The organism is Micromonospora sp. WMMD736 (assembly GCF_049179015.1).
Lineage (GTDB): Bacteria > Actinomycetota > Actinomycetes > Mycobacteriales > Micromonosporaceae > Micromonospora.
In genome coordinates this window covers 3,317,274-3,343,511 of record NZ_JBMHMI010000001.1, presented here as the reverse complement: position 1 = coordinate 3,343,511, position 26,238 = coordinate 3,317,274, and the positions used below count along the sequence as shown (strand labels likewise).

Annotated in this window: 23 protein-coding genes and 1 pseudogene; 19 read left to right on the top strand and 5 right to left on the bottom strand. The window is 73.8% G+C overall.

Translation table 11 applies throughout. The features are described 5' to 3' along the window. The first annotated feature begins 129 nt into the window (after positions 1-129). The 9 genes from ACN269_RS14620 to ACN269_RS14580 all read left to right on the top strand — a co-directional run bounded on the left by ACN269_RS14620 (position 130) and on the right by ACN269_RS14580 (position 9,561). Complete coding sequence (locus tag ACN269_RS14620; RefSeq protein ID WP_421472970.1) at positions 130-903, top strand: GNAT family N-acetyltransferase; 774 nt, start codon at positions 130-132, stop codon at positions 901-903. Beyond that, the gene (locus ACN269_RS14615) at positions 900-1,832 is read left to right on the top strand and encodes a lysophospholipid acyltransferase family protein (protein ID WP_421472969.1); all 933 of its coding nucleotides are present in this window, start codon (positions 900-902) and stop codon (positions 1,830-1,832) included. Before ACN269_RS14620 ends, ACN269_RS14615 begins: the two co-directional genes overlap by 4 nt. A 287-nt stretch (positions 1,833-2,119) precedes the next feature. Further along, on the top strand, positions 2,120-2,944 hold the full coding sequence (locus ACN269_RS14610; protein WP_421472968.1) for a DUF4097 family beta strand repeat-containing protein: 825 nt from the start codon (positions 2,120-2,122) through the stop codon (positions 2,942-2,944). Then, the gene (locus tag ACN269_RS14605) at positions 2,941-3,552 is read left to right on the top strand and encodes a PadR family transcriptional regulator (protein ID WP_421472967.1); all 612 of its coding nucleotides are present in this window, start codon (positions 2,941-2,943) and stop codon (positions 3,550-3,552) included. The genes ACN269_RS14610 and ACN269_RS14605 overlap by 4 nt, the downstream gene beginning before the upstream one ends. A 74-nt stretch (positions 3,553-3,626) precedes the next feature. Continuing rightward, positions 3,627-4,328: a response regulator transcription factor gene (locus ACN269_RS14600; protein WP_355052798.1), complete on the top strand. Its 702-nt coding sequence runs from the start codon at positions 3,627-3,629 to the stop codon at positions 4,326-4,328. Beyond that, on the top strand, positions 4,325-5,881 hold the full coding sequence (locus ACN269_RS14595; RefSeq protein WP_421472966.1) for a sensor histidine kinase: 1,557 nt from the start codon (positions 4,325-4,327) through the stop codon (positions 5,879-5,881). Before ACN269_RS14600 ends, ACN269_RS14595 begins: the two co-directional genes overlap by 4 nt. Before the next feature lie 62 nt (positions 5,882-5,943). Continuing rightward, entirely contained in the window at positions 5,944-7,536 is a 1,593-nt protein-coding gene (locus ACN269_RS14590) for a trypsin-like peptidase domain-containing protein (RefSeq protein WP_421472965.1), read from the top strand. A gap of 168 nt (positions 7,537-7,704) precedes the next feature. Beyond that, on the top strand, positions 7,705-8,364 hold the full coding sequence (locus ACN269_RS14585) for a BON domain-containing protein (protein WP_421472964.1): 660 nt from the start codon (positions 7,705-7,707) through the stop codon (positions 8,362-8,364). Between the two features lie 141 nt (positions 8,365-8,505). Further along, positions 8,506-9,561 (top strand): glycosyltransferase family 4 protein, encoded by a 1,056-nt coding sequence (locus ACN269_RS14580; protein ID WP_421476350.1) that lies wholly within the window; start codon positions 8,506-8,508, stop codon positions 9,559-9,561. Between the two features lie 15 nt (positions 9,562-9,576). Here ACN269_RS14580 and ACN269_RS14575 read toward each other — a convergent pair whose 3' ends face one another. Then, positions 9,577-11,070, bottom strand: a complete 1,494-nt coding sequence (locus tag ACN269_RS14575) for a serine/threonine-protein kinase (RefSeq protein WP_421472963.1) — start codon at positions 11,068-11,070, stop codon at positions 9,577-9,579. A 165-nt stretch (positions 11,071-11,235) separates the two neighbouring features. Here ACN269_RS14575 and ACN269_RS14570 point away from each other — a divergent pair, with 165 nt between their 5' ends. The 7 genes from ACN269_RS14570 (at position 11,236) to ACN269_RS14540 (ending at position 19,497) form a co-directional block, all read left to right on the top strand. Continuing rightward, entirely contained in the window at positions 11,236-12,069 is an 834-nt protein-coding gene (locus tag ACN269_RS14570) for a patatin-like phospholipase family protein (RefSeq protein ID WP_421472962.1), read from the top strand. Further along, complete coding sequence (locus ACN269_RS14565) at positions 12,069-13,073, top strand: 1-acyl-sn-glycerol-3-phosphate acyltransferase (RefSeq protein ID WP_421472961.1); 1,005 nt, start codon at positions 12,069-12,071, stop codon at positions 13,071-13,073. The genes ACN269_RS14570 and ACN269_RS14565 overlap by 1 nt, the downstream gene beginning before the upstream one ends. A 37-nt stretch (positions 13,074-13,110) precedes the next feature. Next, the gene (cutA, locus tag ACN269_RS14560; protein WP_421472960.1) at positions 13,111-13,431 is read left to right on the top strand and encodes a divalent-cation tolerance protein CutA; all 321 of its coding nucleotides are present in this window, start codon (positions 13,111-13,113) and stop codon (positions 13,429-13,431) included. A gap of 48 nt (positions 13,432-13,479) precedes the next feature. Then, a complete protein-coding gene (locus ACN269_RS14555) occupies positions 13,480-16,914 on the top strand; it encodes an SCO7613 C-terminal domain-containing membrane protein (protein WP_421472959.1) in 3,435 nt (1,144 codons plus the stop codon). Positions 16,915-17,050: 136 nt separating this feature from the next. Then, positions 17,051-18,103: a fatty acid desaturase family protein gene (locus ACN269_RS14550; RefSeq protein ID WP_421472958.1), complete on the top strand. Its 1,053-nt coding sequence runs from the start codon at positions 17,051-17,053 to the stop codon at positions 18,101-18,103. Positions 18,104-18,172: 69 nt separating this feature from the next. Then, a complete protein-coding gene (locus ACN269_RS14545; RefSeq protein WP_421472957.1) occupies positions 18,173-18,346 on the top strand; it encodes a hypothetical protein in 174 nt (57 codons plus the stop codon). Continuing rightward, positions 18,343-19,497 carry an FHA domain-containing protein gene (locus ACN269_RS14540; RefSeq protein ID WP_421472955.1) on the top strand — a complete coding sequence of 385 codons (1,155 nt, stop codon included), beginning with the start codon at positions 18,343-18,345 and terminating at the stop codon, positions 19,495-19,497. The genes ACN269_RS14545 and ACN269_RS14540 overlap by 4 nt, the downstream gene beginning before the upstream one ends. A 130-nt stretch (positions 19,498-19,627) precedes the next feature. Here ACN269_RS14540 and rocD read toward each other — a convergent pair whose 3' ends face one another. From rocD to ACN269_RS14525, 3 genes are all read right to left on the bottom strand, one after another. Beyond that, the gene (gene rocD, locus ACN269_RS14535; protein ID WP_421472954.1) at positions 19,628-20,842 is read right to left on the bottom strand and encodes an ornithine--oxo-acid transaminase; all 1,215 of its coding nucleotides are present in this window, start codon (positions 20,840-20,842) and stop codon (positions 19,628-19,630) included. Continuing rightward, on the bottom strand, positions 20,839-21,654 hold the full coding sequence (ddaH, locus tag ACN269_RS14530; RefSeq protein ID WP_421476349.1) for a dimethylargininase: 816 nt from the start codon (positions 21,652-21,654) through the stop codon (positions 20,839-20,841). The genes rocD and ddaH overlap by 4 nt, the downstream gene beginning before the upstream one ends. 509 nt (positions 21,655-22,163) lie before the next feature. After that, complete coding sequence (locus ACN269_RS14525) at positions 22,164-22,997, bottom strand: thrombospondin (RefSeq protein ID WP_421472953.1); 834 nt, start codon at positions 22,995-22,997, stop codon at positions 22,164-22,166. 163 nt (positions 22,998-23,160) lie between these two features. Between ACN269_RS14525 and ACN269_RS14520 the strand changes: the two genes are divergently transcribed. Then, the gene (locus ACN269_RS14520) at positions 23,161-23,970 is read left to right on the top strand and encodes an Fpg/Nei family DNA glycosylase (RefSeq protein WP_421472952.1); all 810 of its coding nucleotides are present in this window, start codon (positions 23,161-23,163) and stop codon (positions 23,968-23,970) included. Positions 23,971-23,979: 9 nt separating this feature from the next. Here the strand turns inward: ACN269_RS14520 and ACN269_RS14515 are convergent. Beyond that, positions 23,980-24,845: pseudogene (locus tag ACN269_RS14515) on the bottom strand (aminoglycoside phosphotransferase family protein). A gap of 68 nt (positions 24,846-24,913) precedes the next feature. Here ACN269_RS14515 and ACN269_RS14510 point away from each other — a divergent pair. Together ACN269_RS14510 and ACN269_RS14505 are read left to right on the top strand one after the other, a co-directional pair. Beyond that, positions 24,914-25,795: a fructosamine kinase family protein gene (locus tag ACN269_RS14510; protein WP_421472951.1), complete on the top strand. Its 882-nt coding sequence runs from the start codon at positions 24,914-24,916 to the stop codon at positions 25,793-25,795. 13 nt (positions 25,796-25,808) lie between these two features. Continuing rightward, positions 25,809-26,234, top strand: coding sequence for a nucleoside deaminase (locus ACN269_RS14505; RefSeq protein ID WP_421472950.1), 426 nt, complete (start codon positions 25,809-25,811; stop codon positions 26,232-26,234). Positions 26,235-26,238: the final 4 nt, after the last annotated feature.

Genomic DNA, 26,238 nt, shown 5'->3' with positions numbered 1-26,238 from the left:
CCCGGCGTCGTCGCCGGCCCGTCCCGCAGCCTCGCACGGAGACAGCCCGCGAGCATCCGCCGGCCGGCGTTCACCCGTCCGACACCAGCGGTGCCCGCCGATGGCACCCGGGGCCCTTACACAGATCCCATGGCCGTTCTGCATGTCGCTGGCACGCCACTGACGACCAGCGGATACACCCTGCTGATCGCCGACGACCCCACCCAGGTCGCGGCCGCGCAACGCCTGCGCCACGAGGTGTTCGCCACCGAGTTGGGCGCCACCCTCGCACCCGGCGCGGCCGGGTTGGACGTGGACCCCTTCGACGCCCACTGCGACCACCTCATCGTCCGGGAGGACAGCACCGGGCAGGTGGTCGGCACGTACCGGCTGCTGCCGCCGGGGCGTACCGACCGGCGGTACGCCGAGAGCGAGTTCGACCTCGCCGCCCTGGACCCGCTGCGCGACGACCTCGTCGAGACGGGCCGGTCCTGCGTGCATCCGGACCACCGCTCCGGCGCGGTGATCAACCTGATGTGGGCGGGGCTCACCCGCTATCTGCACCTGCGCGGCTCCCGCTGGCTCGGCGGCTGCGCCTCGGTGCCGGTCGACGACGGCGGTCGTACGGTCGCCGCGGTGTGGGCCCAGGCCGAGGCCCGGCACCTGTCGCCGCCGCCGCTGCGGGTCCGGCCGCTGCGTCCGTGGTTCGCCGAGCCGGCCGCCGCCCTGGCTCCCGCCGCCGATCCGGCCGCCCGGGTGGCGGTCCCGCCGCTGCTGCGCGGTTACCTGCGCCTCGGCGCGTGGATCTGCGGTGAGCCGTCGTACGACCCCGACTTCGGGTGCGCCGACTTCTACGTGCTCTTCTCCCTCGACCGGATGAACCCCCGCTACCTGCGCCACTTCCTGGGCGGGGACGAACGGTGAGCGTCGCGGCGCACGACCTGTGGCGGCCCTCGTCGGGCTGCGACGACGACTGCCTACCGGCGACCGGCGAGGTGCCCACGGTGCCGGTGGCCCGCCGGGTGCTCCGGCTGGTCGCGGCGGGCGGCATGATGCTGGCCGGGGTGGGCGTGGCGGTGCTGCTGCCCGTGCTGCCGGCGCCGGAGCGGCAGGCGTTGCTGCGCGGCTGGGCCCGGGGCACCGTGCGCGCCTTCGGCGTCCGGCTGGTGATCAAGGGGCGGCTGCCCCGGCGGCGCGCGCTGCTGGTCGCCAACCACGTGTCCTGGCTGGACATCCTCGCCGTCCTGGCCGTCGCGCCCACCCGGATGGTGGCGAAGCGGGAGATCCGGTCGTGGCCGGTGGTCGGGCTGCTGGCCGCCGTCGCGGGCACGGTCTTCGTGGACCGGTCGCGCCCGCGCGCGCTCCCGGCCACCGTGCGCCGGCTCGCCGACGCGCTGCGCGCCGGCCGGTCGGTCGCGGTCTTTCCCGAGGGTACGACCTGGTGTGCCGGGGACGGCGCGGCCGCGTGTCGCCCCGGGGGCGGGTTCCGGCCGGCCATGTTCCAGGCGGCCATCGACGCGGGTGCTCCGGTGGTGCCACTGCGGCTCGGGTACCGGATCGCGGACGACGGGGCGTGCACCACGGTCGCCGCGTTCCTCGGCGCGGACACCCTGCTGCGTTCGGTGGCCCGGGTGGTCGCGGCCCGGCATCTGGTGGTGTCGGTGACGATCGCCGCCGCGCTGCACCCGGGGCAGGACGCCGACCGGCGGTTGCTGGCCCGGGCCGCCGAGTCGGCCGTACACCTGGTGGCGGCCGTTCCGGCGCGGACCCGGCTGCGGCCGGTCGCCACTTCGCTCCCGACGGTCCCGACGCCGACGGCGCACCCCGGCCGGGAGTTGGACCTGGCCGCCTGACCCGGCGCCGCCGCGCCCGGCGTGCCGCGCGTTTGCTGGCCGTCCGCGTCAGCCCGCCGCGCCGCGTCCGTCTACCCGCGCCGTGCTCGGGCGGGAACCCGTCAAGATCCGCGCAAAAACAGGGATGTTGCTGCTTCCGGTGCGCCTGAGGCAGCAACATCCCTGAAGTTGCGCGGATCTTGGCGGGTGTCGCCCACATCTCGCGACAGTCTTGTCGTATCGCGATGTATCGCGTTACTGTCTCCTCGGGAGGCGCGCTGCGGCGTGCCGTCGAGAGGAGCGCAGCCATGGCCGGATGGACGGTCGAGAGACCGCAGCGGCTCACCCTGGACGGCCCGGTCGACCGGCTGGACGTCCGCCTCGTCAGCGGGCGGCTCAACGTGGTCGCCGCCGACGGGCCGACCCGGATCGACGTCACCGAGGTCGGCCGCCGGCCGGTCCTGATCGACCATTCGGACGGCCGCCTCAGCATTCGCCAGGAGCGCGAGTGGGGCTGGTCGGGCTTCCTGCGCGGGCTCCGCGCGATCCACCGCTTCCCCCGGGTGGACGTCTCGGTGGCTGTGCCCGCCGACGTGCTCGCCGATCTGGGCCTGGGCACGGGCTCGGTGGTCGTCTCGGGGCTGCGCCGGCAGACCACCGTCGACCTCGCCGCCGGTCAGATCACCCTGATGGGGCTGCGCGGCACCACCTCCGCGAAGATCACCTCGGGGCCGGTGGAGGCGCTGGGCGTTCGCGGCGACCTCACCCTGGAGACCGTCTCCGGGGAGGTGATCCTCGCCGACAGCGCCGCCGAGCGGGTGCGGGCGCAGACGGTCTCCGGTGCCATCACCTGCGACCTTGGTGGACGCCGGCACAGCGACATCCGGCTCTCCACGATCTCCGGCAGCATCACCGTCCGGGTCCGCGAGGACAGCGACCTCTCCGTGCGGTTGAACACCGCCGCCGGCCGGATCACCAGCGGCTTCCCGCAGGTACGCAGCGCGACGTACCCGCTGCCGAGCAGCGAGGGGGTGCTCGGCAACGGTGACGGTAAGCTCTGGGCCTCCGCGACCTCGGGCAGCATCGCTCTGCTCGCCCGCGCGGTCGACGACGATTCCGAGGAGCTGCCGTGACCGCCGTGTTCAGCCACGGACGGCTCCGGCTCTACCTGCTCAAGCTCCTGGACGACGGTCCCAAGCACGGCTACGAGCTGATCCGGCTCCTGGAGGACCGGTTCCTCGGGCTGTACGCGCCCAGCGCCGGCACCATCTATCCCCGGCTGCAACGGCTGGAGGCCGAAGGGCTGGTCAGCCACACCGCCGCCGGTGGCCGCAAGACGTACGCCATCACCGACGCCGGCCTCGACGAGCTGCGCCAACGCGCCGGTGAGCTGGCCTCGTTGGAGGCGGACATCGCGGCCTCGGTGGCCGACCTCTCCACCCTGGCCGGTGAGATCCGCAGCGAGGTGCGCGGCTCGACGCGTGACCTCAAGCGGGAGCTGAGCGAGGCCGCCCGGCAGACCCGGCGGGCGCGGTGGGCACCCGCCGCGTCGTCGCATCGACCGCCGCCGCCCGGCGCGCCACGCGCCACCCTGCTCGACGAGTTCGACGAGCGGCTCACGTCGTTCACCGCCGAGGTGAGCCGCCTGGCGCGCGGGCGGCAGTTCAGCGACACTCAGCTGCGCACGGCGATCCGGCTACTCGACGGGGCCCTGGACGGGCTGCGCCGGCTGCTGCGCTGACCGTTCGGCGACTCACAGGATTTTTCCAGGGAGTGTCCAGCGTCGGTGCAGTGAGGTCACCGATGATTGGGCCCATGCCCGCTACCCAGACCGAGGCGCGACTTCTCGTCGTCGAGGACGACCCCAACATCCTCGAACTGCTCTCCGCGAGCCTGCGCTTCGCGGGCTTCGACGTGGCCACCGCGACCAGCGGCAGCGCGGCCCTGAACGCCGCCAAGGACCACCGGCCCGACCTCGTCGTGCTCGACGTGATGCTGCCGGACCTGGACGGCTTCGAGGTCATCCGGATGCTACGGGAGGGCGGTACGCGTACCCCGGTGGTCTTCCTGACCGCGCGGGACGCCACCGACGACAAGATCCGCGGGCTCACCCTGGGCGGCGACGACTACGTCACCAAGCCGTTCAGCCTGGAGGAGTTGACCGCCCGGATCCGCGCCGTGCTGCGGCGCACCACCACCGGCGAGCAGGCGCCGTCCCGGCTCACCTTCGCCGACCTGGAACTGGACGAGGAGACCCACGAGGTGCACCGCGCCGGGCAGCGGGTGCAGCTCTCCCCGACCGAGTTCAAGCTGCTGCGCTACCTGATGCTCAACGCCAACCGGGTGCTGTCCAAGGCGCAGATCCTCGACCACGTCTGGAACTACGACTTCCGGGGCGACGACAACATCGTCGAGTCCTACATCTCCTACCTGCGCCGCAAGGTCGACACCGGTCAGCCCCGGTTGATCCACACCCTCCGTGGCGTGGGGTACGTGCTGCGCAAGCCGGCGGCGTGAACCCGGTCCAGCAGGCGAAGGTGCGGGTCCGCAGCGTGCCGCTGCGGCTGAAACTGGTCACCTCGGTGCTCACGTTGGTCGCCGTCGCGCTGCTGGTGATCAGCTCGCTGACCGCCTACTTCCTGCGCAACTACCTGCAGGGCCAGGTCGACGGGCAGGTCAGGTCGACCGCCCAGGGCCTCGGCCAGTTGCTCCCGAAGCTGCGCAGCGGTGAGGTCGGCGCGATGCTGCCCAGCGACTACGTCGTCATCGTGGCCGACGAGCAGCAGGTGTACCAGCCCAAATACGACGACCGCAGCTACGACCCCGACCAGCTGCCCGCGTTCCCCACCAGCCGGGCGGGCTTCGAGGCGCAGGAGGGCGAGCCGCAGACCGTCCTGTCCCACAACGGCTACACCCGCTGGCGGGTGTACTACGCCCCGCAACCGGACGGCTCCGTGCTGGCCGTGGGCCAGCCGCTGACCGACGTGGACCGGGCGGTGAAGCAGCTCGTCTGGATCGACCTGCTGGTCGGCGGCGCGGTGCTGATCATGCTGGCCTCGGTGGGCGCGGCGATCGTCCGGACCAGCCTCAAGCCCCTCGTCGAGATCGAACAGACGGCCGCCGCCATCGCCGGTGGCGACCTCACCCGCCGGGTGCCCGACCCCGAGCCCGGTCAGGAGTATCCGACCTCCGAGCTGGGCCGGCTCTCCCGTGCGCTGAACGCGATGCTCACCCAGATCGAGGCGGCGTTCACCGCTCGCGCGGCATCCGAGACGGCCGCCCGGTCGGCGGAGTTCAGCGCCCGGGACGCGGCCGCCGCCGCCCAGGCGTCCGAGGCGCGGGCGCGGCGCTCCGAGGAGCGGATGCGGCAGTTCGTGGCGGACGCCTCGCACGAACTGCGGACCCCGCTCACCACCATCCGTGGCTTCGCCGAGCTGTACCGGCAGGGCGCGGCCCGCGCACCGGAGCAGACCGCCGGTCTGCTGCGCCGCATCGAGGACGAGGCGGCCCGGATGGGTCTGCTGGTGGAGGACCTGCTGCTGCTGGCCCGGCTGGACCGGGAACGCCCGCTGTCGCTGGCCCCGGTGGAGCTGCCGGTGCTCGCCTCCGACGCGGTGCAGGCGGCCCGCGCGATGGCCCCGGACCGGCGGATAGACCTGGACATCGAGCCTGGGTCGGGTCCGCTCGTCGTCTTCGCCGACGACGCGCGCCTGCGCCAGGTCATCGGCAACCTCGTCACCAACGCCCTCACCCACACCCCGCCGGACGCCGAGGTTCTCGTGCGACTGCGCGCCGAGACGGGCAACCTCGCGGTCATCGAGGTCGCGGACACCGGCCCGGGGCTCTCGCCGGAGCAGGCGGAGCGGGTGTTCGAGCGGTTCTACCGGGCCGACGCGGCGCGGACCCGACGCGCCGACGGCAACACCGGCACCGGGCTCGGCCTGGCCATCGTGGCGGCTCTGGTGACCGCCCACCACGGCTCGGTCGAGGTGGCCGAGACGCCCGGTGGCGGGGCCACCTTCCGGGTCCGGCTGCCGCTGCTGCCGCCGGACGAGGGAAGCGGCGAGTGACTTTCAGCCAACTTCCAGGACGGTTCCAGCTTGATCGCAGTGCCGAGGGAGAAGGTAGGGACATGACCGAGTTCGAGTCCGACCCGCAGCGCCGGCCGGCCCCCACCGACGCCGAGCCGTCGCACCCCACCGCCGAGCTGCCGCGCGACGAGCGCGCGCAGTCCGACTCTCCGACCACCCCTGTGCCGGCCGGCGGCGACGCGACGCCGACCGCCGCCAGCCCGGCCGCCGACGACGCGCCGACCGCGCCGGTCGCGCACGTCGGCCAGCCCACCGGGTACGAGCAGCCGACCGCCGGGTACCAGCCGGCCGCCGGTCAGCCCACCGGGTACGAGCCCCCGGCCGCTGGCTCGTCCGCGCCGCCGTACCCGGTCTCCGGCCACCCGACGTCCGGCCAGCACGGCTACCCGCAACCGGCCGACGGCCGCTACCCGGGTGCCCCCTGGTACGCGGGCCAGCAGTCCGGCTGGGCCGGCGGGGGCCAGCCGGGCGGGGCCTACCCGCAGCACCCGGGTCAGCACGCCCAGCACGCCCAGCACCCGGGACAGCCCGTGCCGCCCTGGGGCCCGCAGGTCACGCCGCCGGGATCCGGGCCCCGGCCGAGCCGGATCGCCAAGTTCGCCGGTGCCGGTGTCGCGGTGTTCGCCCTGATGCTCGGCTCCGGCGTGGCCGGTGGGGCGCTCGCGCTCGCCCTCGACGGCGACCGCGGTGGCGTCACCCGCACCTACACGGCCGCCCCGGTGCTCAACAGCGCGGACCTGCCGAAGATCGCCGCCGCCGTACAGGACAGCGTCGTCTCCATCGCCACCGACAGCGGTGAGGGCTCCGGCGTGGTGCTCACCGCCGACGGGTACGTACTCACCAACAACCACGTGGTCGCCTCCGCGAGCGGGGACACCGTGCAGGTGGTCTTCGCCGACGGCAGGAACGTCCAGGCGAAGATCATCGGCACCGACCCGAAGACCGACCTGGCCGTGGTCAAGGCCAACGGGGTGAGCGACCTCAAGCCGGCGAAGTTCGGCGACAGCGACGCCATGCAGGTCGGCGACCAGGTCCTCGCACTGGGCAGCCCGCTCGGCCTCCAGGGCTCGGTGACCGCCGGCATCCTCAGCGCCCGGGACCGCACCATCCGGGCCGGTGAGGGCCAGCAGCAGGACCCGAGGCAGCAGGGTCAGGCCGTCAGCTCGATCTCCGGCCTGCTCCAGACCGACGCGCCGATCAACCCCGGCAACTCCGGTGGCGCGCTGGTCAACACCCGGGGTGAGGTGATCGGCGTCAACACCGCCATCGCCACCTCCGGGCAGAGCACCGGCAACATCGGCGTCGGCTTCGCCATCCCCAGCAACAAGGCCAAGGACGTGGCGGGCAAGCTCCAGCGCGGCGAGAAGGTCAGCCACCCGTCGCTCGGGGTCGGCGTCAACCAGGCCGAGGGCGGCGGCGCGCTGGTCGCCTCGGTCACCCCGGGCAGCCCCGCCGAGAAGGCCGGCCTCCAGCAGGGCGACGTGGTCACCCGCTTCGGCGACAAGCCGATCAACGACTCCGACGACCTGGTCGGCGCGGTGCAGGCCGGCAAGGTCGGTGACCGGGTCGAGCTGCACTTCAAGCGCAACGGTGCGGAGAAGACGGTGACCGTGACGCTCGCCGAGACGTCCTGACCGACACCAGAACCTGCCTCCCTCCGGCGGCGGGTGGCGGAGCCAAGGGGGTTGGCTCCGCCACCCGCCGCTTTTTCCACGGCGGTTCACCCCGTTCGGGTGAACCGCCGTCACCTGGGTGCCCGGCAGGCTCGGCGGGCGAGCCGGCGAGCGTACGGGGGTGGACCGATGAGCGGGGTGGACGATCAGCGGATCCAGCGGGACGTCCTGGCCGAGCTGGCCTGGGATCCGCAGGTGCTGCCGAACGAGATCGGGGTGACCGTCGACCAGGGGGTGGTGACCCTCAGCGGGTACGTCGACGGCGCTGCCCGTGGCTGGGCAGCCACCCGCTGCGCCCAGCGGGTGCGGGGCGTACGCGCGGTGGCCGACGAGATCGAGGTACGGCTACCGGGGACGCCGGGGCGTACCGACGGTGACATCGCCCTCGCGGCGTCCCGCGCCCTCGAATGGGACAGTTTCGTGCCCGCCGAGCGGCTGGACGTCAGCGTGGCCGACGGCTGGCTGATACTGCGCGGCGAGGTCGAGTTCGGCTGGCAGCGCCGGGCCGCCGAGGGGGAGTTGCGCAGGCTGGACGGCGTACGGGGGATCACGAACCTCGTCGAGGTGCGACCGTCGACGCCACCGCCGGACGAGCGGACGCGTCAGGAGGTCCTGCGCGCGCTGACCCGGACGCTCGGCGGCGAACGGGTGACGGTGGAGGTGGACGGTGACACGCTGGTCCTCGCCGGGGTGGTCCGCTCGTGGTGGGAACGGGACCAGGTGGAGCGGGTGGCGTGGTCGACGCCGGGTGTGCGGGTCGTGCACGACCAACTCCTGGTCGGCGGGTGAGCGTCCGTCTTGTCCGGTTTAGCGGAGGGCCTGGGGGGAACCCGCCGCGAACCATGCCGACCGGGGGACCAACGGGGAGGACTCGTGGCCGTCAACCACCCGCCCGCCGACCGCCCACCGGAGCGGTCGTTGCGCATCGCGATGGTGGTCCCGCCCTGGCTGTCCGTGCCGCCGCCCGGCTACGGCGGTCTGGAACAGGTGGTGGCCGGTCTGGTGGACGCGTTGACCGCGCACGGACACGCGGTGACGTTGTTCGGCGCGGGTGAACAGCACGGCACCGCCGCCACGGGCTTCGTCTCCACGGTGCCGGAGGTGCAGTACGAACGACTCGGCGAGTCACTGCCGGAGTTGGCGCACCTGGCCCGGGTGAACCGCCTGATCACGCCGGCCGACTTCGACGTGATCCACGACCACAGCACGATCGGTCCGCTGGTGGCCGGCCGGCGCTCGGTGCCGACGGTCGCGACCGTGCACGGCAACCCGGTGGGGGAGTACGGCGACGTGCTCGGCGACGTCGACGAGGACGTCGCCCTGGTGGCCATCTCGCACGCTCAGCGTCGACTCAACACGGACCTGCCCTGGGCCGGTACCGTGCACAACGCGCTGGACCTGCGGGGTTTTCCGCGCAAGACCGAGCCGGGCCCCGGGCCGGTGCTGTGGCTGGCCCGGTTCAGCCCGGACAAGGGCCCGGACGTCGCCATTCGTGCCTGCCGGGAGGCCGGCCTGCCGCTGGTGCTGGCCGGCAAGTGCAACGAGCCCGCCGAGCGGCGGTACTTCGAGCAGGTCGTCGCGCCGCTCGTCGACGAGGACGTGACGGTCGTCCTCAACGCCGACCGTGCCGAGACCCTGCGGATGCTCGTCGACGCCCGCTGCCTGATCATGCCGATCCAGTGGGACGAGCCGTTCGGCATGGTGATGCTGGAGGCGATGGCGACCGGTACGCCGGTGGTGGCGCTGGACCGGGGAGCGGTGCCGGAACTGGTACGGCCGGGACGAACCGGGCTGGTCTGCCGCGGGCCCGAGGAGTTGCCGGCGGCGTTGCTGGCCGTCTGGGAGCTGGACCCGCGCGACTGCGTCGAGCACGTGGCCGAGAACTTCTCGGTCGAGCGGATGGCGTACGGCTACGAGGAGGTCTACCAGCGTTTCGCCCTCGGCCGGCGGGACGTCCGACACACGGTCCCCGTCGCGGTGCGCTGACCGGTTCGCCCCGCGTCAGACCCGGGCCGCGCCCAGCTCGGCGATCGCGGCGTCGAGCCGCTGCGCGTACGCCGGGCTGATTCCCCCCTCGCCGAGCCGGACGGCGACCTTCGCGCGCAGCTGGGCCACCGACGGTGCCAGCTCGTCCCGGCCGGAGCTGACGGCGGCCAACATGTTGCCCAGCGCCTGGCGTAGGTCGAGGCCGACATCGCTGCGGATCTCCCCGTCGCGCACCCCGTCGTCGACGAGCCTGTTGACGCGAAGGCCGGCTTCGGCGAGGGTGCCCGGCTCGGCGGTGGACGCGACGGTGGGCGGCGCCGACGAGGGCGCCGGTTGGCGCGGTGCGGTTGTCGGCGGATCGGTCGGCGGAGCACTGGGTGCGGGCGTCGTCGGGCCGGCCGTGGGTTGGGCCTGACGGCCCGGCTGGTCGTCGGGGAGCAGGGCCACGCCGGCCAGCGCCACGGCGACGGCCAGGACCACGGGGATCAGCAGCAGCGCCGGACGTCGGAGCGACCGACCGGGACGGTCGCCGGGTGGCGTCAGCGGCCGGGGCACGTCGTCGGCGCGGACCGCCGTCACGACGCCGACGGCCGCGCCCGGAGCCGCACTCGGCGGTGGCGGCTGTGCCGGCAGGGCCGGGACCGGCACCGTGATCGCGGCGGTCGGCGGTTCGGGCGTCAGCAGGTGGCCGCGCAGCACGGTGGCGACCTGCCGGGCCGTCGGCCGGTCGGCCGGGTCGCGGGCGAGGCTGCGCAGGCAGATCCGGGCGACCTCGGCCGGCAACTCCGGCATGCCGGCCAGCGTCGGCGCGGGGCCGTCGGCGAGCGCGGCGCTGAGCTGTTCCCAGGTGTCCGCCGGGTACGGCACCCGCCCGGTCAACGCCTCGTACAGCAGGACGCCGAGCGAGTAGACGTCGGTGGCCGGCTGGGCGGGCGCGCCGTCGAGGCGTTCCGGGGCAACGTACGCCGGGGTGCCGAACGTGCCGCCGTCCTCGTCCTCGTCGGGCGCGCCGATCCGGGTGGCGATGCCGAAGTCGAGGACCTTGACCCCCATCGCCGTCATCATGACGTTGGCCGGGGTGATGTCCCGGTGGACGATGCCCAGCCGGTGCGCGGCGGCCAGCGCGTCGGCGACCTGGGCGCCCACCTCGACGGCCTCGGGCCACGGCAGCGGCCCCTCGGTGAGCCGCAGCTCCAACTCCTCGCCGCTGAGCAGCTCCATCACGACGAACGAGGTGATGGAGCCGTCCGGGTCGACCGTCTCGCCGTAGTCGTGCACCGACGTCACGTGCGGGTGCACCAGCTGTGCGGCGGCGCGCGCCTCCTCCCGCACCATGTCGCGGAACCGCGCGTCGGCGGCCAACGAGGCGGCGAGCACCTTGAGCGCCACGAAGCGGTCGAGCACCTCGTCCCGTGCGCGCCAGATGACCGACATGCCGCCGGCACCGATCTGGTCGATGAGTCGGTACCTGCGGGCCAGCAAGCGGCCCGGATGGAGCGCTGCCTTCACGGATCGCACCTGCCCTCGGGGTGGGAGCGGTATCAGGTTGCGCGAATGTGTCCACCCTGTCAACGCCGACGGTTCGGATCGTCGGCGGACGGTGGCTGGGGTGCGCCGACCGTCCGTTGGCGGCGGCCCGTGGGGTGGGCGGCGGGCCCGTGCCAGGATGAGGACATGGCTCCGGGACCGGTGGCGTTCGTACTCGGCGGCGGCGGGGTGCTCGGCGCCGTCGAGGTGGGCATGCTGCGCGCCCTGTTCCGCGCCGGCATCAAGCCCGACATGGTGCTCGGCACGTCGATCGGCGCGGTCAACGGCGCGCTGGTGGCCGCCGACCCGTCCGAGGCGGTGACCGACCGGCTGGTCCGGCTCTGGGCGTCACCCGAGGCCAGTGAGGTGTACGGCGACTCGGTCGCCCGACAACTGCGTCGCTTCGCCGCCCGTACCCATCTGCACTCGCCCCGGCCGCTGCGCCGGCTGCTGGAATCCGAGCTGGGCGTGGACACCACCTTCGCCGACCTGCGGGTGCCGTTCCGCTGCTGCGCCGCCCACATCGAGCGGGCCGCCGAGCACTGGTTCACCAGCGGCCCGGTCGTGCCGGCGGTGTTGGCGTCGGCGTCGGTGCCGGGCCTGCTTCCGCCCACGGAGATCGACGGCGCGCACTACATCGACGGTGGCATCGTCAACTCCATCCCGATCGGCGAGGCGGTGGCCGCGGGTGCCGGCCAGGTCTTCGTCCTCCAGGTGGGTCGGATCGAACGGGAGCTGACGCCGCCGCGTCGGCCGTGGGAGATCGCGCAGGTGGCGTTCGAGATCTCCCGCCGGCACCGCTTCTTCCGGGAGATGGCCGCGCTGCCCGAGGGGGTGGAGGTGCACGTCCTGCCGACCGGAGGGTTGAATCCGCGCGACGACACGCCGTGGGCGTACCGGGACATGGCGGCGGTGGGCCGCCGGATCAGCCGGGCGTACACCGCTTCCCGTCGTTACCTCGCCACCCACGTGGAACGCTGATGCCGCTGCCTCCCCGGTGGCTGCGGCGGCTGCTGATCGCTCCCGGCGTGGTGCTGCTGGCGTTTCTCGTGGTGACCACGCTGCCGGTGTGGGCGCTGCTGGCCGCGGCCGCGTCGCCGCTGGTCCCGGGCCGGCTGCGCCCGCTACGGCTGCTCTGGATCGGTTGCGTCTACCTGGTCTGGGACGCCGCCGCGCTGCTCGCGTTGTTCGTGCTCTGGCTGGCCTCCGGCTTCGGCTGGCGCAGCCGGTCGCCGGGGTTCCAGCGCGCGCACTACGTGCTGGCCGGCTGGTTCCTGCGGGTGCTGTTCTGGCAGGCCCGCTGGTCGCTGCGGTTGAACATCGACGTGGTCGGCACCGACCCGGACACTGCGCTGCCCGGCCGGCCCGAGCTGGTGCTGTGCCGGCACGCCGGGCCGGGCGACTCGTTCATCCTGATCCACGGGCTGGTCAACTGGTTCAAGCGGGAGCCCCGGATCGTCCTGAAGGACAGCCTCCAGTGGGACCCGGCGATCGACGTGCTGCTCAACCGGCTGCCCAACCGGTTCATCGCCCCCACGGCGGAGCGCGGCGAGGAGACCGTACGCCAGGTCGGGCACCTGGCCTCCGGCCTGGACGACAACGACGCCTTCGTGATCTTTCCTGAGGGCGGCAACTTCACCCCGAAGCGGCGACTGCGGGCCATCGCCCGGCTGCGCTCGCTGGGCCTCGAACGCATGGCGCGGCGTGCCGAACGGATGCGCCACGTGCTCGCCCCGCAGCCCGGCGGGGTGCTCGCCGCGCTGGACGCCGCACCGGACGCCGGGGTCATCTTCGTCGCCCACACCGGTCTGGACCAGCTGCTGACCGTCGGCGACGTGTGGCGGGAACTGCCCATGGACAAGCGGATCGTGATGCGGTTCTGGTCGGTGCCGCCGGAGGAGGTGCCGACCGAACGGCAGCAGCGCATCGACTGGCTCTTCGACTGGTGGGCGCAGATCGACACGTGGATCGCCGCCAACCGGTGAGCGGGCTCAGCACCTCGTCGCCGCGTAGGGTGCGCTCGTGGACCAGATCTGCGTGGTGACGACGGTGGTGGATGCGCGTTCGGTCGCGGACGTGCTGGCGGCCGCGGCCGTCGCCGGGCGGCTCGCCGCCTGTGCCCAGGTCGGCGGTCAGGTGGACAGCACCTACTGGTGGCGTTCCGGGGTGGAGACCAGCACCGAGTGGTCGGTGCAGTTCAAGACCGCGCCGGACCGGTTGGCCGCGCTGGTCGACCAGATCCGGGCCAGCCACCCGTACGAGGTTCCGGAGATCCTGGTGTCCAGGGTGGAGTGCGGTGACCCCGGGTACGCGGCCTGGGTACACGACCACACCCGCCCCTAGGTACGCCTACTCTGGGCGGTGCCCCACCGGCTTGTCGATGATGGCCGGGTGGACGACACCCGCTATCCCTGCCCCGCCTGCGGCGGCCCGGCCGATCTGAACGCCGGGTGCGCCGGATGCCAGCGCCCACCGGACCCGACGGCGGCCGAGGTGGTACGACTCGGCCGGGAGGTGGCTCGGCTCGAACCGGAGGTCGAGCGGGCCCGCCGGACGTACACCGAGTTGGCGGGCCTGCTGGCGGCGACCTCGCGGCGACGCGCCGAGCTGGCTGCCGTCGTGCGGGCACAGCGGGCGGCGGCGACCCCGGTCGTGCCGGCGACGCCGCTCGCCGCGTCGACGCCAGCGGTGGTTTCGCCGCCGCCCGGTGCGGCGGAGGCCTCGACCCGGACCGTCCAGGGGTTGCTGTTCGTCCTTGGTGGACTCCTACTCGGTACGGCGGCGGTGGTCTTCACGGCGGTGGCCTGGGCGGCCGTGGGGGTCGGTGGCCGGGCGATGATCCTGGCGGCGGTCACGGCTCTGGTCCTGGCCGTCCCGTTGCTGGTGGTCCGGCGGGGTCTACGGGGGACGGCGGAGACGTTCGCCGCGGTGGGCCTGCTGCTGGTGCTGCTCGACGGGTACGCCGCCTGGTCGGTGAACCTGGGCGGGGTGGCCGGTTGGCCGGGCACCCGCTACGCCGCGCTGGTCGGGGGGAGCAGCGCGGTGGTCGCCGTCGCGTACGGGCGGCTCAGCGGGTTGGTCGGGCCCTGGTTCACCGCGCTGGTGGCGGCCCAGCCGGTGCTGCCGCTGCTCGCGGTGGAGGCCGAGGTCGGCGCGTCCGGCTGGGCGCTGGTGCTGCTCGGGGTGGCCCTGCTCGACCTGGTGGTGCTGGTCGCGTTGCGCGACGGCGTGGCCGGCGCCCGGCTTGCCGGTCGGGTGCTCGCCGGAGTGGGTCACGTCGGCGCGCTGGTCGCCGCCGCCGCGTGTGCGCTGGTGCCGTTGTCGATCGGGCGGGCGGCGGGTACGCCGTTGCTGGCCGGGGGACCGTTGCTGCTGGTCGCGGTGACGGGGGTCGGTGCGGCGTGGCTGGTCGGTGGCGCGGCGCTGCGGACGGTGGCGGCCGGCCTGCTGGTTCCGGTGCTCGCCGCCGCGCTGCTGCGCCCGGTGGGTGAGCTGCGGCCGTCGCTGCTGCTGCTCGCGGCGTCGGCGGTGGCGGTCGTCCTGGCGGGGGTGGTGCGGCTGCTGCCCGCCGGTTGGCGTGCCGGGCCGCGTGCCGGCGCGCTGCTGGTGGCCGCCGGTACGGCGCAGATCGCCGCGCTGATCACCGGTGCGCTGGCGGTGGCCGCCGCCGCCCGGTCGCTGCCGCCGTGGCACGGTGCCGGTTGGGGGCCGGACCTGAGGTGGGGCTGGCAGGTGGCGCCCGCCGTGGCGTTGGCGCTGGCCGGGACCGCAGCACTGCTGCCTCGACGCGGGTGGGCGACGCTCGCCTCGGCCGTCGCGGTGGTGGTGCTGCTCGCCGTCCCGGCCGGCTGGACGGCGTCGTGGGCGTCGGTGGTGGCCGTGGACCTGGTGGGTGGGTCTCTGCTGCTGCTCGCCGTGCTGGCGCGTCCGACGAGCCGACCGGCGCTCCTGCTCGGCTGGGCGTCCGGCGGCGCGGTCCTGCTCGGGCACGCGCTGCTGGTGGCGCTCGCCGATCCGGTCGGCGTGGCGGTGGCGCTGGGCACCACCGGGGTGCTCGGGGTGGCGTTGGCGGCGCGGCGGGGGGTCGGGGCGTACCGCCGGGTGGCGGGTGTGGGCGTGCTGGTCGCGCAGCTCACGCTGCCCGGCGTCGCCGCAGTCGCGCTGTTCGCGGCCGGCGTGCCGCCGTGGTGGCAGGCCCGCGCGGCCCTGGCCGCCGCCGGGCTGTCGCTGGTCGCGGCGCTCGCGGTGCGCCGCCACCGGGTCGACCTCATCGGGTACGCGGTGACGGGCGCGGTGGTCGCCGTGTTGGCGGCCGGGGTCGCGCCGCTGGTGGCGGCGGGGGACGAGCCGGTCACCTGGTACGCCGCGCTGGCGGCGCTGGGTGTCGCGCTCGTCGTCCGCTGGGGCGGCCTGTCGACGACCGGTGCCGAGCCGGTCGGCCCGGGGGAGCGGTCGACGGTCGGGGGGCCGTCGGTGGTCGGCGCGTCGGGTGTGCTGGTGGCGGCGGGGGCCGTGCTGGCGGGGGTCGCGGTGCTGGCCGCGGTGCCGGCGGTGTGGGGGGCGCTGTTCGCGCCGTACGGCATCCCCGGGCCGGTCTGGTCCGGCGCGCCGACCGTCGTCGCCGACCGGGGGCTGCTCCCCGCCGGGTTGGCGCTCGTCACGCTGGCGCTGGCGGCGGTGCTGGCCGGTCGGCGGGTACGCCCACCGCTGCTGACCGCTGTGCCGTTCGCCGGTGCCGCGCTGCCGGTGCTGCTCGTCGCGGTGGGCGCGCCCTGGCCGGTGCTGCCGGCGGCCACCCTGCTCGTCGGGGTGTCCGCGCTGCTGCTCGCCGCGCTGCTGACGCCGCGGCGGGCGCTCGTGTCGCTCGTCGTACCCACGGGGGCGGTGCTGGTCGTGGCCGGGGTGACGGGGTTCCTGGCCACCCGGTCCGGCACGCTCGTGGCCGAGAGCACGCTCGTCGTGACGGCCGTGGTCGTCGGCGTCGGGGCGCGGGTGGCCGGGGTCCGCGTGGCCGGCAGCGTCGCGGCGGTGGCGGCGGCGTGCGCGTTGGCGGTGTCGGCAACGCTCGCCGGTGGGCTGCCGGTGCGGGCGGCGGCGTACCCGCTGCTGGGGGTGGCCGTGCTGGTCCTCGCCGCAGCCGCCGCCGCGAGCGGTCGACGGGCGCTCGTGGGGCGGGTGCTGGACGCCGCCGCGCAGGCGGTGGCGCTGGTGGCGGCGGTGCTCGCCGTCGAGTCGGCCCGGCATCTCGCGACCGTCTGCGTGCTGTGGGGGGCGGCCGTGGCGCTGCGGCTGCTGCGGCGTGGCGAACCGGCCGCTCGACGGTGGCGGTTCGCGGCCGTCGCCGCCGGCAGTGAGCTGCTCGGGGCGTGGGTGCTGCTGGCGGCGGGTGGGGTGACCGTGCTGGAGGCGTACACCCTGCCGGCGGCGGCGCTCGCCGTCGGGGCCGGGCTGCTGGCGTTGCGGACCCGGGCGGGCCTGACCAGTTGGCCGGCGCTCGGTCCGGGGCTGGTCGCGGCGCTGGTGCCGAGCCTGGTGTCGGTGCTGGCCGGGTCGGAGCCGCAGCCGTGGCGGCGGTTGCTGCTCGGGGCGGCGGCGCTGGGCGTCGTGTTGGCCGGGGCCCGCCGCCGCTGGCAGGCGCCGGTGGTGGTCGGGGGCGCGGTGCTGGCGGTCCTGGCGCTGCACGAGTTGGCCCGGGGCTGGGACCTGCTGCCCCGGTGGATCTACCTGGGCGTCGGCGGGTTGGCGCTGATCGGGCTGGCCGCGAGCTACGAGCGGCGGCGGCGTGACCTGGCCCGACTGCGTGCCGTGGTGGCCCGGCTGGGCTGACACCGAACCGGGGGTAGGGCGTGCCCTACCCCCGGTTCGGGGGTTTCCAGGGTTACTCAGCGCAACGGTTCCGGCGAGAGTTGACAGTGCGCCCGGACCAGCCGGTGTGGGCCCAACGTCGAACGGGGGAACAGCGATGGCGCTCGGAGCGGTGGCGGAACGGCCCGTACGACGGCGGGGTAGTGACTACGCACAGTTGTCCCGACGGATCAGTCAGGCCGGTCTGCTGGAGCGGCGGCCCGCCTCGTACGTGGCTCGGATCGTGCTCACCCTCGGCGCGTTCGTGGCCGGCTGGGTCGCCGTGGCCCTCGTCGGCGACTCCTGGTGGCAGGTGGCGCTCGCCGTCGTACTGGCGGTCGCCACCACCCAGGTCGCGTTCCTGGGCCACGACGCCGGACACCGCCAGATGTTCCGTCGTCGCCTTCCCAGCGAGCTGGTCGGGTTGGTCGCCGGCAACGCGGCGGTGGGGCTCAGCTACGGCTGGTGGGTCGACAAGCACAACCGGCACCACGCCAACCCGAACCACGAGGACGAGGACCCGGACGTCGGGGCGGGCGCCCTGGTGTGGACGCACGAGCAGGCGTCGGGCACCCGGGGATTCGGCCGGTGGTTGGCGCGACGGCAGGCGTACCTGTTCTTTCCGATGTTGCTGTTGGAGGGCCTGAACCTGCATGTGGCGAGTATCCGGGCGATCGTCGGTCGAGGGCCCGACGGCCGGTACGCCACCCCGATGCGGCACCGCGCGGTCGAGGCGGCGCTGCTCGTGGCGCACACCCTCGGCTACGGGGCGCTGCTGCTGGCGGTCATGTCGCCGGGCAAGGCGCTGCTCTTCGCCGCCGTGCACCAGGGGCTGTGGGGCCTCTACATGGGCTGCGCGTTCGCGCCGAACCACAAGGGCATGCCGATGCCGACCGCCGAGGACGAGTTGGACTTCCTCCGCAAGCAGGTGCTGACCTCGCGCAACGTGCGGGGTAGCCGGCTGGTCGACACCGCGCTGGGTGGGCTCAACTACCAGATCGAGCACCATCTGTTCCCGAACATGCCCCGGGCCAACCTGCGCCGGGCCCAGCCGATCGTCCGCGCCTACTGCGCCGAGCAGGGCATCTCGTACGCGGAGACACCTCTGGTGGAGTCGTACCGGCAGGCGCTCGCCCACCTGCACGAGGTGGGCCGGCCGCTGCGCGGCTGACGCGTCCCACCGTGCCGTCCACCGATGGCGCGTCCGACCCGACGGACGCGCCACCGGTAGGGTCTGGTCATGGCAGACCTGCTCACCGCGGACGCGGTGCGAGAAGAGCTGGGCGGGTTGTCCGACTGGTCGGGCGACCCGACCGGCATCGGCCGTACCGTCCAGCTCGGCAGTTTCCCGGACGCCATCGCGGTGGTGGACCGGGTGGCGCGGATTGACGACATCGTCCGGAGTGCGGCATGAGATTCGAGATCAGCAAGGTGCTCGACGCCATCGAGGGGCGGGTCTGCACGGACCCGTCGCTGGCCCGGGCGGTGCTCGACCTGGCCGAGATCATTCGTTACCAGGACATCGACGGTGGCCGGCCGGCGAGCCTGCTGCGCCTCGGCATGGTCATCGACGCGCTCTCCCGCGAGTTGGAGGAGGACAGCGTCCAGGTGTACGCGGTGGTGCACCGCGCGCTGCTCTCGGACGCCGACCTGACCTCCAACGAGCGGATGGTGGTGCGCCGCTGGGCGGACGACGGGCTGGTCGAGGTGCTCGACAATCCCGGTGACCGGATGCTGGAGGTGGCCGACCTGCTGGGCGTGCCGGTGCTCACCCGGGTGCGCTTCGACGGGTTGCGCGGGCGGTTCCCGTGGCTGGTCGAGCAGCCCGGCCGGGTGGTCGCCCCGGTGCCGGGCGCGGGTGGCCCGGTGTTCATCGCGCACGTCGGCGGCGGGCACGCCCCGGTCGCCGGCAAGCGCTCGCCCACCGGGGCGAAGCTGCTGGCCCGTCAGTGGCGGTGCCCGGAGTCGGGGTGCGCGCTGTTCGGCGGCGGTGGTGGGGGTGGCGCGTTCGCCGACCTCGCCGGCGGCGCGGACCGTAGCCCGGCCGCGCAGGCGCCGCCCTCGCTGCGCAACGGCGTACCGACCTGCCCCCGGCACGGCGCGCGGCTCGGTGACGTGGGCCCGCGTCCGCGTACGGAGGTGCTCGCGGTACGGGTCGGCGGCCTGGTTCGGCGGCGGTTCGTGCTGAGCGAGGAGCAGCCGGTGGTGGCCGGCCGGGCACCCGAGCAGGAGGGCGGGATCATGCTCGGGCAGTGGCTCAACGACGAGGCCCGGCGGTGGATCAGCCGTGGTCACGTCCACTTCGAGCTGCGGGTCGGCGAAGTCATCGTCACCGACATCAGCACCAACGGCTCGGGCATCCGGCCGGCCGGGTCGATGGCCGAGTCGGACCGGATTCCGCTCGCGCCGCAGCAGTCCCGGGTGCTCGGCGAGAACGACATGATCGAGCTGTACCCCGGCGTGCAGATCGGCCGCGCCGAGGAACTGCCCACCGGCGCCCCGTTCACCCCCACCTCGGTGATGGCCGAGGCCCCCACCATGGCGATGCGCCTACCCCGCCCCTGACCCACCCCGCGCCGACCGGGCGTCGCGCCCGGGAGCCCCGCGTCGATCATGAAGTTATCGCCACGACACGCCGATGTGGCGGGCAATAACTTCATGATCAACGCGGGGCGGCGGGGACCGGGAGCGCGGGTTACGCGGTCAGGACCTCGGCTAGCGTCGTCAGCGCCCGGTCGATCTCGGCTTCGGTGATGACCAGGGGTGGAGCCAGGCGGATGGTGGAGCCGTGGGTGTCCTTGGCGAGGATGCCGCGCGCCATCAGGCGCTCGCACGCCTCGCGTCCGCTCATCAGCGCCGGGTCGATGTCCAGACCGGCCCAGAGACCCCGGACGCGTACGCCGACCAGGCCCTTGCCGAGCAGCCCTTCCAGGCCGGCGCGCAGCCGCTCGCCCAGCTCGGCCGAGCGGCGCTGGAACTCGCCCGTCGCCAACAGCCGGACGACCTCGGTGGCCACCGCACAGGCCAGGGGGTTGCCGCCGAAGGTGGAGCCGTGCTGGCCGGGCTGGAGCACGCCCAGCACGTCGGTGTTCGCGGCCACCGCGGAGACCGGCACGATGCCGCCGCCGAGCGCCTTGCCCAGCAGGTACATGTCCGGCACGACGCTCTCGTGGTCACAGGCGAAGGTCCGGCCGGTACGCCCCAGACCCGACTGGATCTCGTCGGCGATGAACAGCACGTTCCGCTCGGTGCAGACCTGGCGTACGCCGGGCAGGTAGCCCTCCGGCGGGATCACCACGCCCTGCTCGCCCTGGATCGGCTCCAGCAGCACGGCGACGGTGTTCTCGTCGATCGCGGCGGCGAGGGCGTCCAGGTCGCCGTACGGGACCACCGTGAACCCCGGGGTGTACGGCCCGAAGTCGGCGCGGGCGTCCTCGTCGGTGGAGAAGCTGACGATGGTGGTCGTCCGCCCGTGGAAGTTGCCCTCGGCCACCACGATGTTCGCCTGACCGGCCGGCACGCCCTTGACCTGGTAGCCCCACTTGCGGGCCACCTTGATCCCGGTCTCCACGGCCTCGGCGCCGGTGTTCATCGGCAGCACGAGGTCCTTGCCGCACAGCTCGGCCAGCTCCCGGCAGAAGCCGGCGAACTGGTCGTGGATGAACGCGCGGCTGGTCAGCGTCAGCCGGTCGAGCTGGGCGTGCGCGGCGGCGACGAGCTGCGGGTGCCGGTGGCCGAAGTTGAGCGCCGAGTAGCCGGCGAGGCAGTCCAGGTAGCGCTTGCCGTCCACGTCGGTGAGCCACGCGCCCTCGGCCGACGAGATCACCACCGGCAGCGGGTGGTAGTTGTGCGCCGTCCAGCGCTCGGCGTCCCGGACCGCTCCCGGCGTACGCAGCATGTCGTCGATCACTTGCTTGCCTTTCCCTGACGGAGTCGCAGCGTGCAGCACTTCGGTCCGCCGCCGGCCTTGCGTAGCTCGGAGAGGTCGACCCCGATGGTTTCGTAGCCCCGGTCGCGCAGCTTGGCGGCTAGGTCGGTGGCCTGCGCGGACAGCACCACGTGCCGTCCGTCGCTGACCGCGTTCAGGCCCAGCACCTCGGCGTCGGCCATGGTGGCGTGTACGGCGTCGGGGAAGAGCCGGCGCAGCACGGCCTGGCTGCCGGGGGAGAACGCCTCCGGCAGGTACGCCACGGTCCGCTCGTCGAGGACGGTCAGCGCGGTGTCCAGGTGGTAGAAGCGCGGGTCGACGAGCTGCATGGTGATCACCGGGTAGCCGAAGACCTCCTGCAACTGGGCGTGCGCGGCGTGGGCGGTGCGGAAGCCGGTGCCGGCCAGCAGGCGGTCGCCGGCCAGCAGGACGTCGCCCTCACCCTCGTTGACGTGCTTCGGGTCGTACATCTCGAAGCCGGCGGCCTCGAACCAGGCCCGGTAGGCCGGCGCCTCGTCGGCGCGCTGCGGGTCGCGGAACTGCACGGCCATCGCCTTGCCGTCGATCACGGTGCCACCGTTCGCGGCGAAGACCATGTCCGGCAGACCGGGCACCGGAGTGATCTCCTCGACGGTGTGACCCAGGTCAAGATACGTCTGGCGAAGCTGCTCCCACTGCCGGACGGCCAGCGCGGCGTCGACCGGCGCGCTCGGGTCCATCCAGGGGTTGATGGCGTAGTCGACGGCGAAGTACGTCGGCCGGCACATCAGGAGGCGCTGGCTGGTGGCGTCCATCGTCATTGTCCTGCTCCCAGGGGTCGGGCGCGCCCGGCCACCGTGGCCCACGGGCTGGCGCCGTTGCTCAACGTTATGCGGCGTCAGCGGCAGGATCCACCACCGAGAGTTGCGCAGACCGTAGATCCGTTGCGTCTGGAGTCGGATCGGCCGCGATTCGTTGCGCCGACCGGCAGGTGAGGGGTGCATCAGGCGACCGGCGGGCGGGGGCGGTGGGTGGGTGCACGTCCTTTGCTCTGCTTCAGCGGGCGCAACACTTGCTGTCCGGTAATCGGACGCAGGGTGTTGCGTGGGGTGAAGCAGAGCAAAGGACGCGAGGGGAGGGGGGAGGGCGGAGGGCGCAAGGGAACGCCGGGCGCCAGGGGAGAGGGGACGGACCCCGGACACACTTCAGGGGCGGCGAATCGCCGCCCCTGAAAGGGTGTCGCCCTGCTGGTGAACCACCGTCGGGCTGCCGGCGAACCGCCGGCTTCTCGCCGGTGCACCACCGGCGAGCCGAACAGTGCCCGCTAGAAGCGGTCCACAAACTGTGAGTCAAGCCACTCTCGGAGACGCTGCACCCAGTCGCCGTCCGTGGTCGGCCAGACGAACTGGCCGGTCATCGCGAGCACGCCGACCACCACGGCCGCGAGCCCGATGAGGATGCCGAACAGCGCGTCGGTCTTGCCGGCGACGTGCCGGCGGCGGGTCGCCATCAGACCGAGCACCGAGAGCACCGCACCGACCGCGCCGAGCCCGATGCCGTACCCGGCCAGGGTGCCGCTCAGCACGAACAGAGCGCCGACGACGGAGACGATCAGGCCGAGGGTGGCGAGCAGGCTGGCCCGCGGCTTCGGGCCGCGCGTCACCGGGGTCGGCTCGGTGTCGCGAGCGGGGGTCGTGTCGACCGGCCGGTCGGTCACGTCGGGCCGCCGGGTCGTCGTCCGGTCGAGGTCCGTGTCGCGCTCCGGCCGTCCGGTCGTACCGTCGATGCTCTTGTCGCGTTCGATGGTCGGGGCCGCGACCGTCGCGGCGGCGGCGGACCTGGTCTCGCCCTCCGTCGCGCGGGCGGTGGCGGCGCCGGTCTGCGGCGTGCGACTGGCGTCGGACCGGGTCTCGGTCTCCGACGACCGGGCGGTGGCGGCGCGGGCCACGGCCGCGCGCTCCGCGGCCCGCCGCTCGGCCTCGCCGGTCCGTCCGGCGGTCGCGGTGGCGTCGCTGGTCGCCGTGCTGCTGGGGTACGTCGTCTGGTCGCCGTCCCGGTCGGTCAGCGGTGTATCACGGCCGTCGACCCGGCCGTCGAGGTTCTCGTCCCGTGTCGGCGTCTGCTCGGACCGCCGGGACAGCGAAGGAATCCTGACCACTACACACCTCCTGTTGAATGCGTGGTGGCCGATGTTCAGGGGTGGCACCCACGCGCTACGACCCCGAAATACCCACCTGGGCGTTTCCTGACACCGATTCCGGGTACGGCCGCCGATTCCGGCGTGGTGGCCGCCCCGGCGCGGCTGACTATCCTTGGCACCCGTGCCAGAGGGACACACCATCCACCGCCTGGCGGCCCGGCACGCCGAGCTGTTCGCCGGTGACAAGCTGCACGCTGCCAGCCCGCAGGGCCGCTTCGCCGAGGGCGCCGCGCGGCTCTCCGGCACCGTCCTGGACAGCACCGAGGCGTACGGCAAGCACCTGCTGCACCACTTCGCCGACGAGCTGACCCTGCACGTGCACCTCGGGCTGTACGGCAAGTTCACCGATGGTTCGGGGACGCCACCCGATCCCGTCGGCCAGGTGCGGCTGCGGCTCGCCAGTGACCGGCACTGGCTGGACCTGCGCGGCCCGACCGCCTGCGAACTGCTCACCCCACCCGAGGTCGACACCCTGCGGGCCCGCCTCGGCCCGGATCCGTTGCGCGCCGACGCCGACCCCGAGCGGGCGTACGCCCGGATCTCCCGCAGTCGAACGCCCCTCGCGGCGCTGCTGCTGGACCAGTCGGTGGTGGCCGGCACCGGCCTGATCTTCGTGACCGAGGCGCTGTTCCGGGCCGGGCTGCCGCCCACGATGCCCGGTCGGGCGCTGACCCGCCCCGGTTGGGACGCCCTCTGGGCCGACCTGGTCGCGTTGATGCGGCTCGCCCTGGAGCACGGTCGGATCGACACCGTCCGCGACGTCCACCTGCCCGAGGCCATGGGTCGGCCGGCGCGCGTCGACCGCCACGGCGGCGAGGTGTACGTCTACCGCCGCGCCGGCGCTCCCTGCCACATCTGCGGCACCGAGGTCAGTCGCGGCGAGTTGGTCGGCCGCAACCTCTACTGGTGCCGTACCTGCCAAGCGGGCTGATCGTCGGCGTCAGTCGCCGTCCAGCAGCCAGCGGACCACCTCGACCTGGTGCCCAAAGACGACCTGGTCGGCGATGCTCCAGGCCAGGCAGTGGGCGATCGTCCAACCCCGGACCCGCTCGACGTCCAGCCCGAGGTCGGTGCTGAGCCGGTCGAGCCGGTGCCGGACGACGGCCGGCGAGTGACCCAGCTCCGGACCGCGAACGCGTGGCACCACCGAGAACTCCCGCTCGCCGATCAGCGGCTTGGGGTCGATCGCCAGCCAGGGGAGCGCTCGGCGGCGAGCACGTTGCCGGCGTGCAGGTCCTGGTTGACGAGCACCTGCTCGCCCTGGCTCGCCGACAGGTCGACCAGGAGTGCGCACGCGGCGTCGAGGAGCCGCCGCTCGTACGGCCGGCCGGCCCGTTCCCAACTGCGCGGCATCCGGTCGAGCCAGCCGGCAGCCTCCTCGGTGACCGGGGTGAACGGCGCTCCGGCCGGCCGCCAGAGTCGGGGGAGCAGGTCGACCGCCGCGTCCAGCGCCCGGTCCATCGGCAGCTCGTGCAGGGGCGTACCGGGTCGGCAGCGCTCCACCAGCAGCGCGCGCCGTTCGACGTCGTGGGCGAGCAGCCGGATCGCGCCGTCACCGGCCCAGTGGGCGAGCGCGCGGGCCTCGTACCGACTGTCCTCGTCCGGAAACTGGATCTTGAGTACCGCCGCCGTGCCGTCGGGCAGGTCGGCGGGGAGTGCCAGCGAGGCGTACGCGTACCGGAACGGCGGACCGATCCGCAGCGACCACTGCTCGGCACACTCCGCCACCAGCGTCGGCAGCGCGGTCAGCCAGGCCCGGCCCGCCGCTGACGCTCGTACCCAACCAAGCCCCTCGGGCAGTTCCATCCCGTCATCCTGCCCGGAGCGCGACAGATGGGGTGGACACCGGATCGGGCATCCAGGAGCCTGTCCTGATGCGACGGGGGCCGTTCCTACGGGAGAGCTTGCTGCGCGCCGGGATGCGCGACGTCGTCGCCGTCGAGCCGACGGACGGTGGGCTCGCGGCGCTCGCGGGCATCGCCACCCGGCGGGACGCGCCGTCGGTGTTCGTCAAGGCGTTCGCCGAGACGCCGGCCGACGACGTCTTCCCCGCGGAGGCCGACGGGTTGGCCGCGCTGCGCGACCTGGGCGGCGTGGCGACGCCCGACGTGATCCTCGCGGACCGGGACGTGCTGGTGCTGTCGCTGCTGCGGCCGAGGCCGAGCAGCGAGGAGTTCTGGGAGCGGTTCGCGCATCTGTTGGCCCACCTGCACCTGAGTACGACCCATCCGCGCTTCGGGTGGCACCGGGACAACTGGCTGGGGCGTCGTCGGCAGGTCAACACCTGGCACGACGACGGGTTCGCCTTCTTCGCGCAGCACCGGCTGCTCCGCTGGCTCGGTGAGCCCCGGGTCGACGCCGCGCTCGACCGCGACGACCGGGCGGCGCTGGAACGGCTCTGTTCGCGGCTCCCCGAGCTGCTGCCGGCTCGGCCGGCGTGCCTCACGCACGGCGACCTGTGGGCGCAGAACGTCCTGGCCACGCCGGACGGGGAGCCGGCGCTGATCGACCCGGCGGTGTCCTACCTGTGGGCCGAGGTCGACCTCGCCCACGTCTGGACGACGTCGCCCCCGCCCGAGGCGCGGCGGTTCTTCGACGTCTACGCCGAGCTGACGTCGCTCGACGACGGTTGGCAGGCCCGGATGCCGATCGTCCAACTGCGACAGCACCTCGCGGTACTGGCCCAGTTCGACGACGATTGGGGCGCGGGCGATCAGATCCGCGCCACGCTCGCACCGTTCCGCAGCAGGACGTGACCCAGGAGGCCGTGTGACACCGGACGACGAGAAGTTCCTCCGCCGCGCCGTGGAGATCGCCAGTCAGGCCGGGGCGTCCGGCGAACGCCCGTTCGGCTCGTTGCTGGTCGACGCGGACGGTGTCGTCCTCGTCGAGGACCACAACACCGTGGTCTCGGAGTCGGACATCACCGCCCACCCGGAGTTGAAGTTGGCCCGCTGGGCCGCCCGGGAGCTGTCCGCCGAAGTGGCCGCCGGCAGCACCATGTTCACGAGTTGCCAGCCCTGCCCGATGTGCGCGACGGCGATCGACCGTTCCGGCCTCGGCCGGGTCGTGTACGCGCTCTCCAGCGAGCAGTTCGAGGAGGTCAAGCGGGCCACCCCGGCGCTGCCCCCGGTGCGCTACGAGGGGCCGGCCCTGTTCGAGGAGGCGCGTCGCCCGATCGACGACCACTACTGATGGT

Coding starts and splice junctions, on each gene's coding strand:
- ACN269_RS14620 (WP_421472970.1), top strand. CDS start 130: ATGGCCGTTCTGCATGTCGCTGGCACGCCACTGACGACCAGCGGATAC.
- ACN269_RS14610 (WP_421472968.1), top strand. CDS start 2,120: ATGGCCGGATGGACGGTCGAGAGACCGCAGCGGCTCACCCTGGACGGC.
- ACN269_RS14600 (WP_355052798.1), top strand. CDS start 3,627: ATGCCCGCTACCCAGACCGAGGCGCGACTTCTCGTCGTCGAGGACGAC.
- ACN269_RS14590 (WP_421472965.1), top strand. CDS start 5,944: ATGACCGAGTTCGAGTCCGACCCGCAGCGCCGGCCGGCCCCCACCGAC.
- ACN269_RS14585 (WP_421472964.1), top strand. CDS start 7,705: ATGAGCGGGGTGGACGATCAGCGGATCCAGCGGGACGTCCTGGCCGAG.
- ACN269_RS14580 (WP_421476350.1), top strand. CDS start 8,506: ATGGTGGTCCCGCCCTGGCTGTCCGTGCCGCCGCCCGGCTACGGCGGT.
- ACN269_RS14570 (WP_421472962.1), top strand. CDS start 11,236: ATGGCTCCGGGACCGGTGGCGTTCGTACTCGGCGGCGGCGGGGTGCTC.
- ACN269_RS14565 (WP_421472961.1), top strand. CDS start 12,069: ATGCCGCTGCCTCCCCGGTGGCTGCGGCGGCTGCTGATCGCTCCCGGC.
- ACN269_RS14550 (WP_421472958.1), top strand. CDS start 17,051: ATGGCGCTCGGAGCGGTGGCGGAACGGCCCGTACGACGGCGGGGTAGT.
- ACN269_RS14545 (WP_421472957.1), top strand. CDS start 18,173: ATGGCAGACCTGCTCACCGCGGACGCGGTGCGAGAAGAGCTGGGCGGG.
- ACN269_RS14540 (WP_421472955.1), top strand. CDS start 18,343: ATGAGATTCGAGATCAGCAAGGTGCTCGACGCCATCGAGGGGCGGGTC.
- ddaH (WP_421476349.1), bottom strand. CDS start 21,654: ATGGACGCCACCAGCCAGCGCCTCCTGATGTGCCGGCCGACGTACTTC.
- ACN269_RS14510 (WP_421472951.1), top strand. CDS start 24,914: ATGCGACGGGGGCCGTTCCTACGGGAGAGCTTGCTGCGCGCCGGGATG.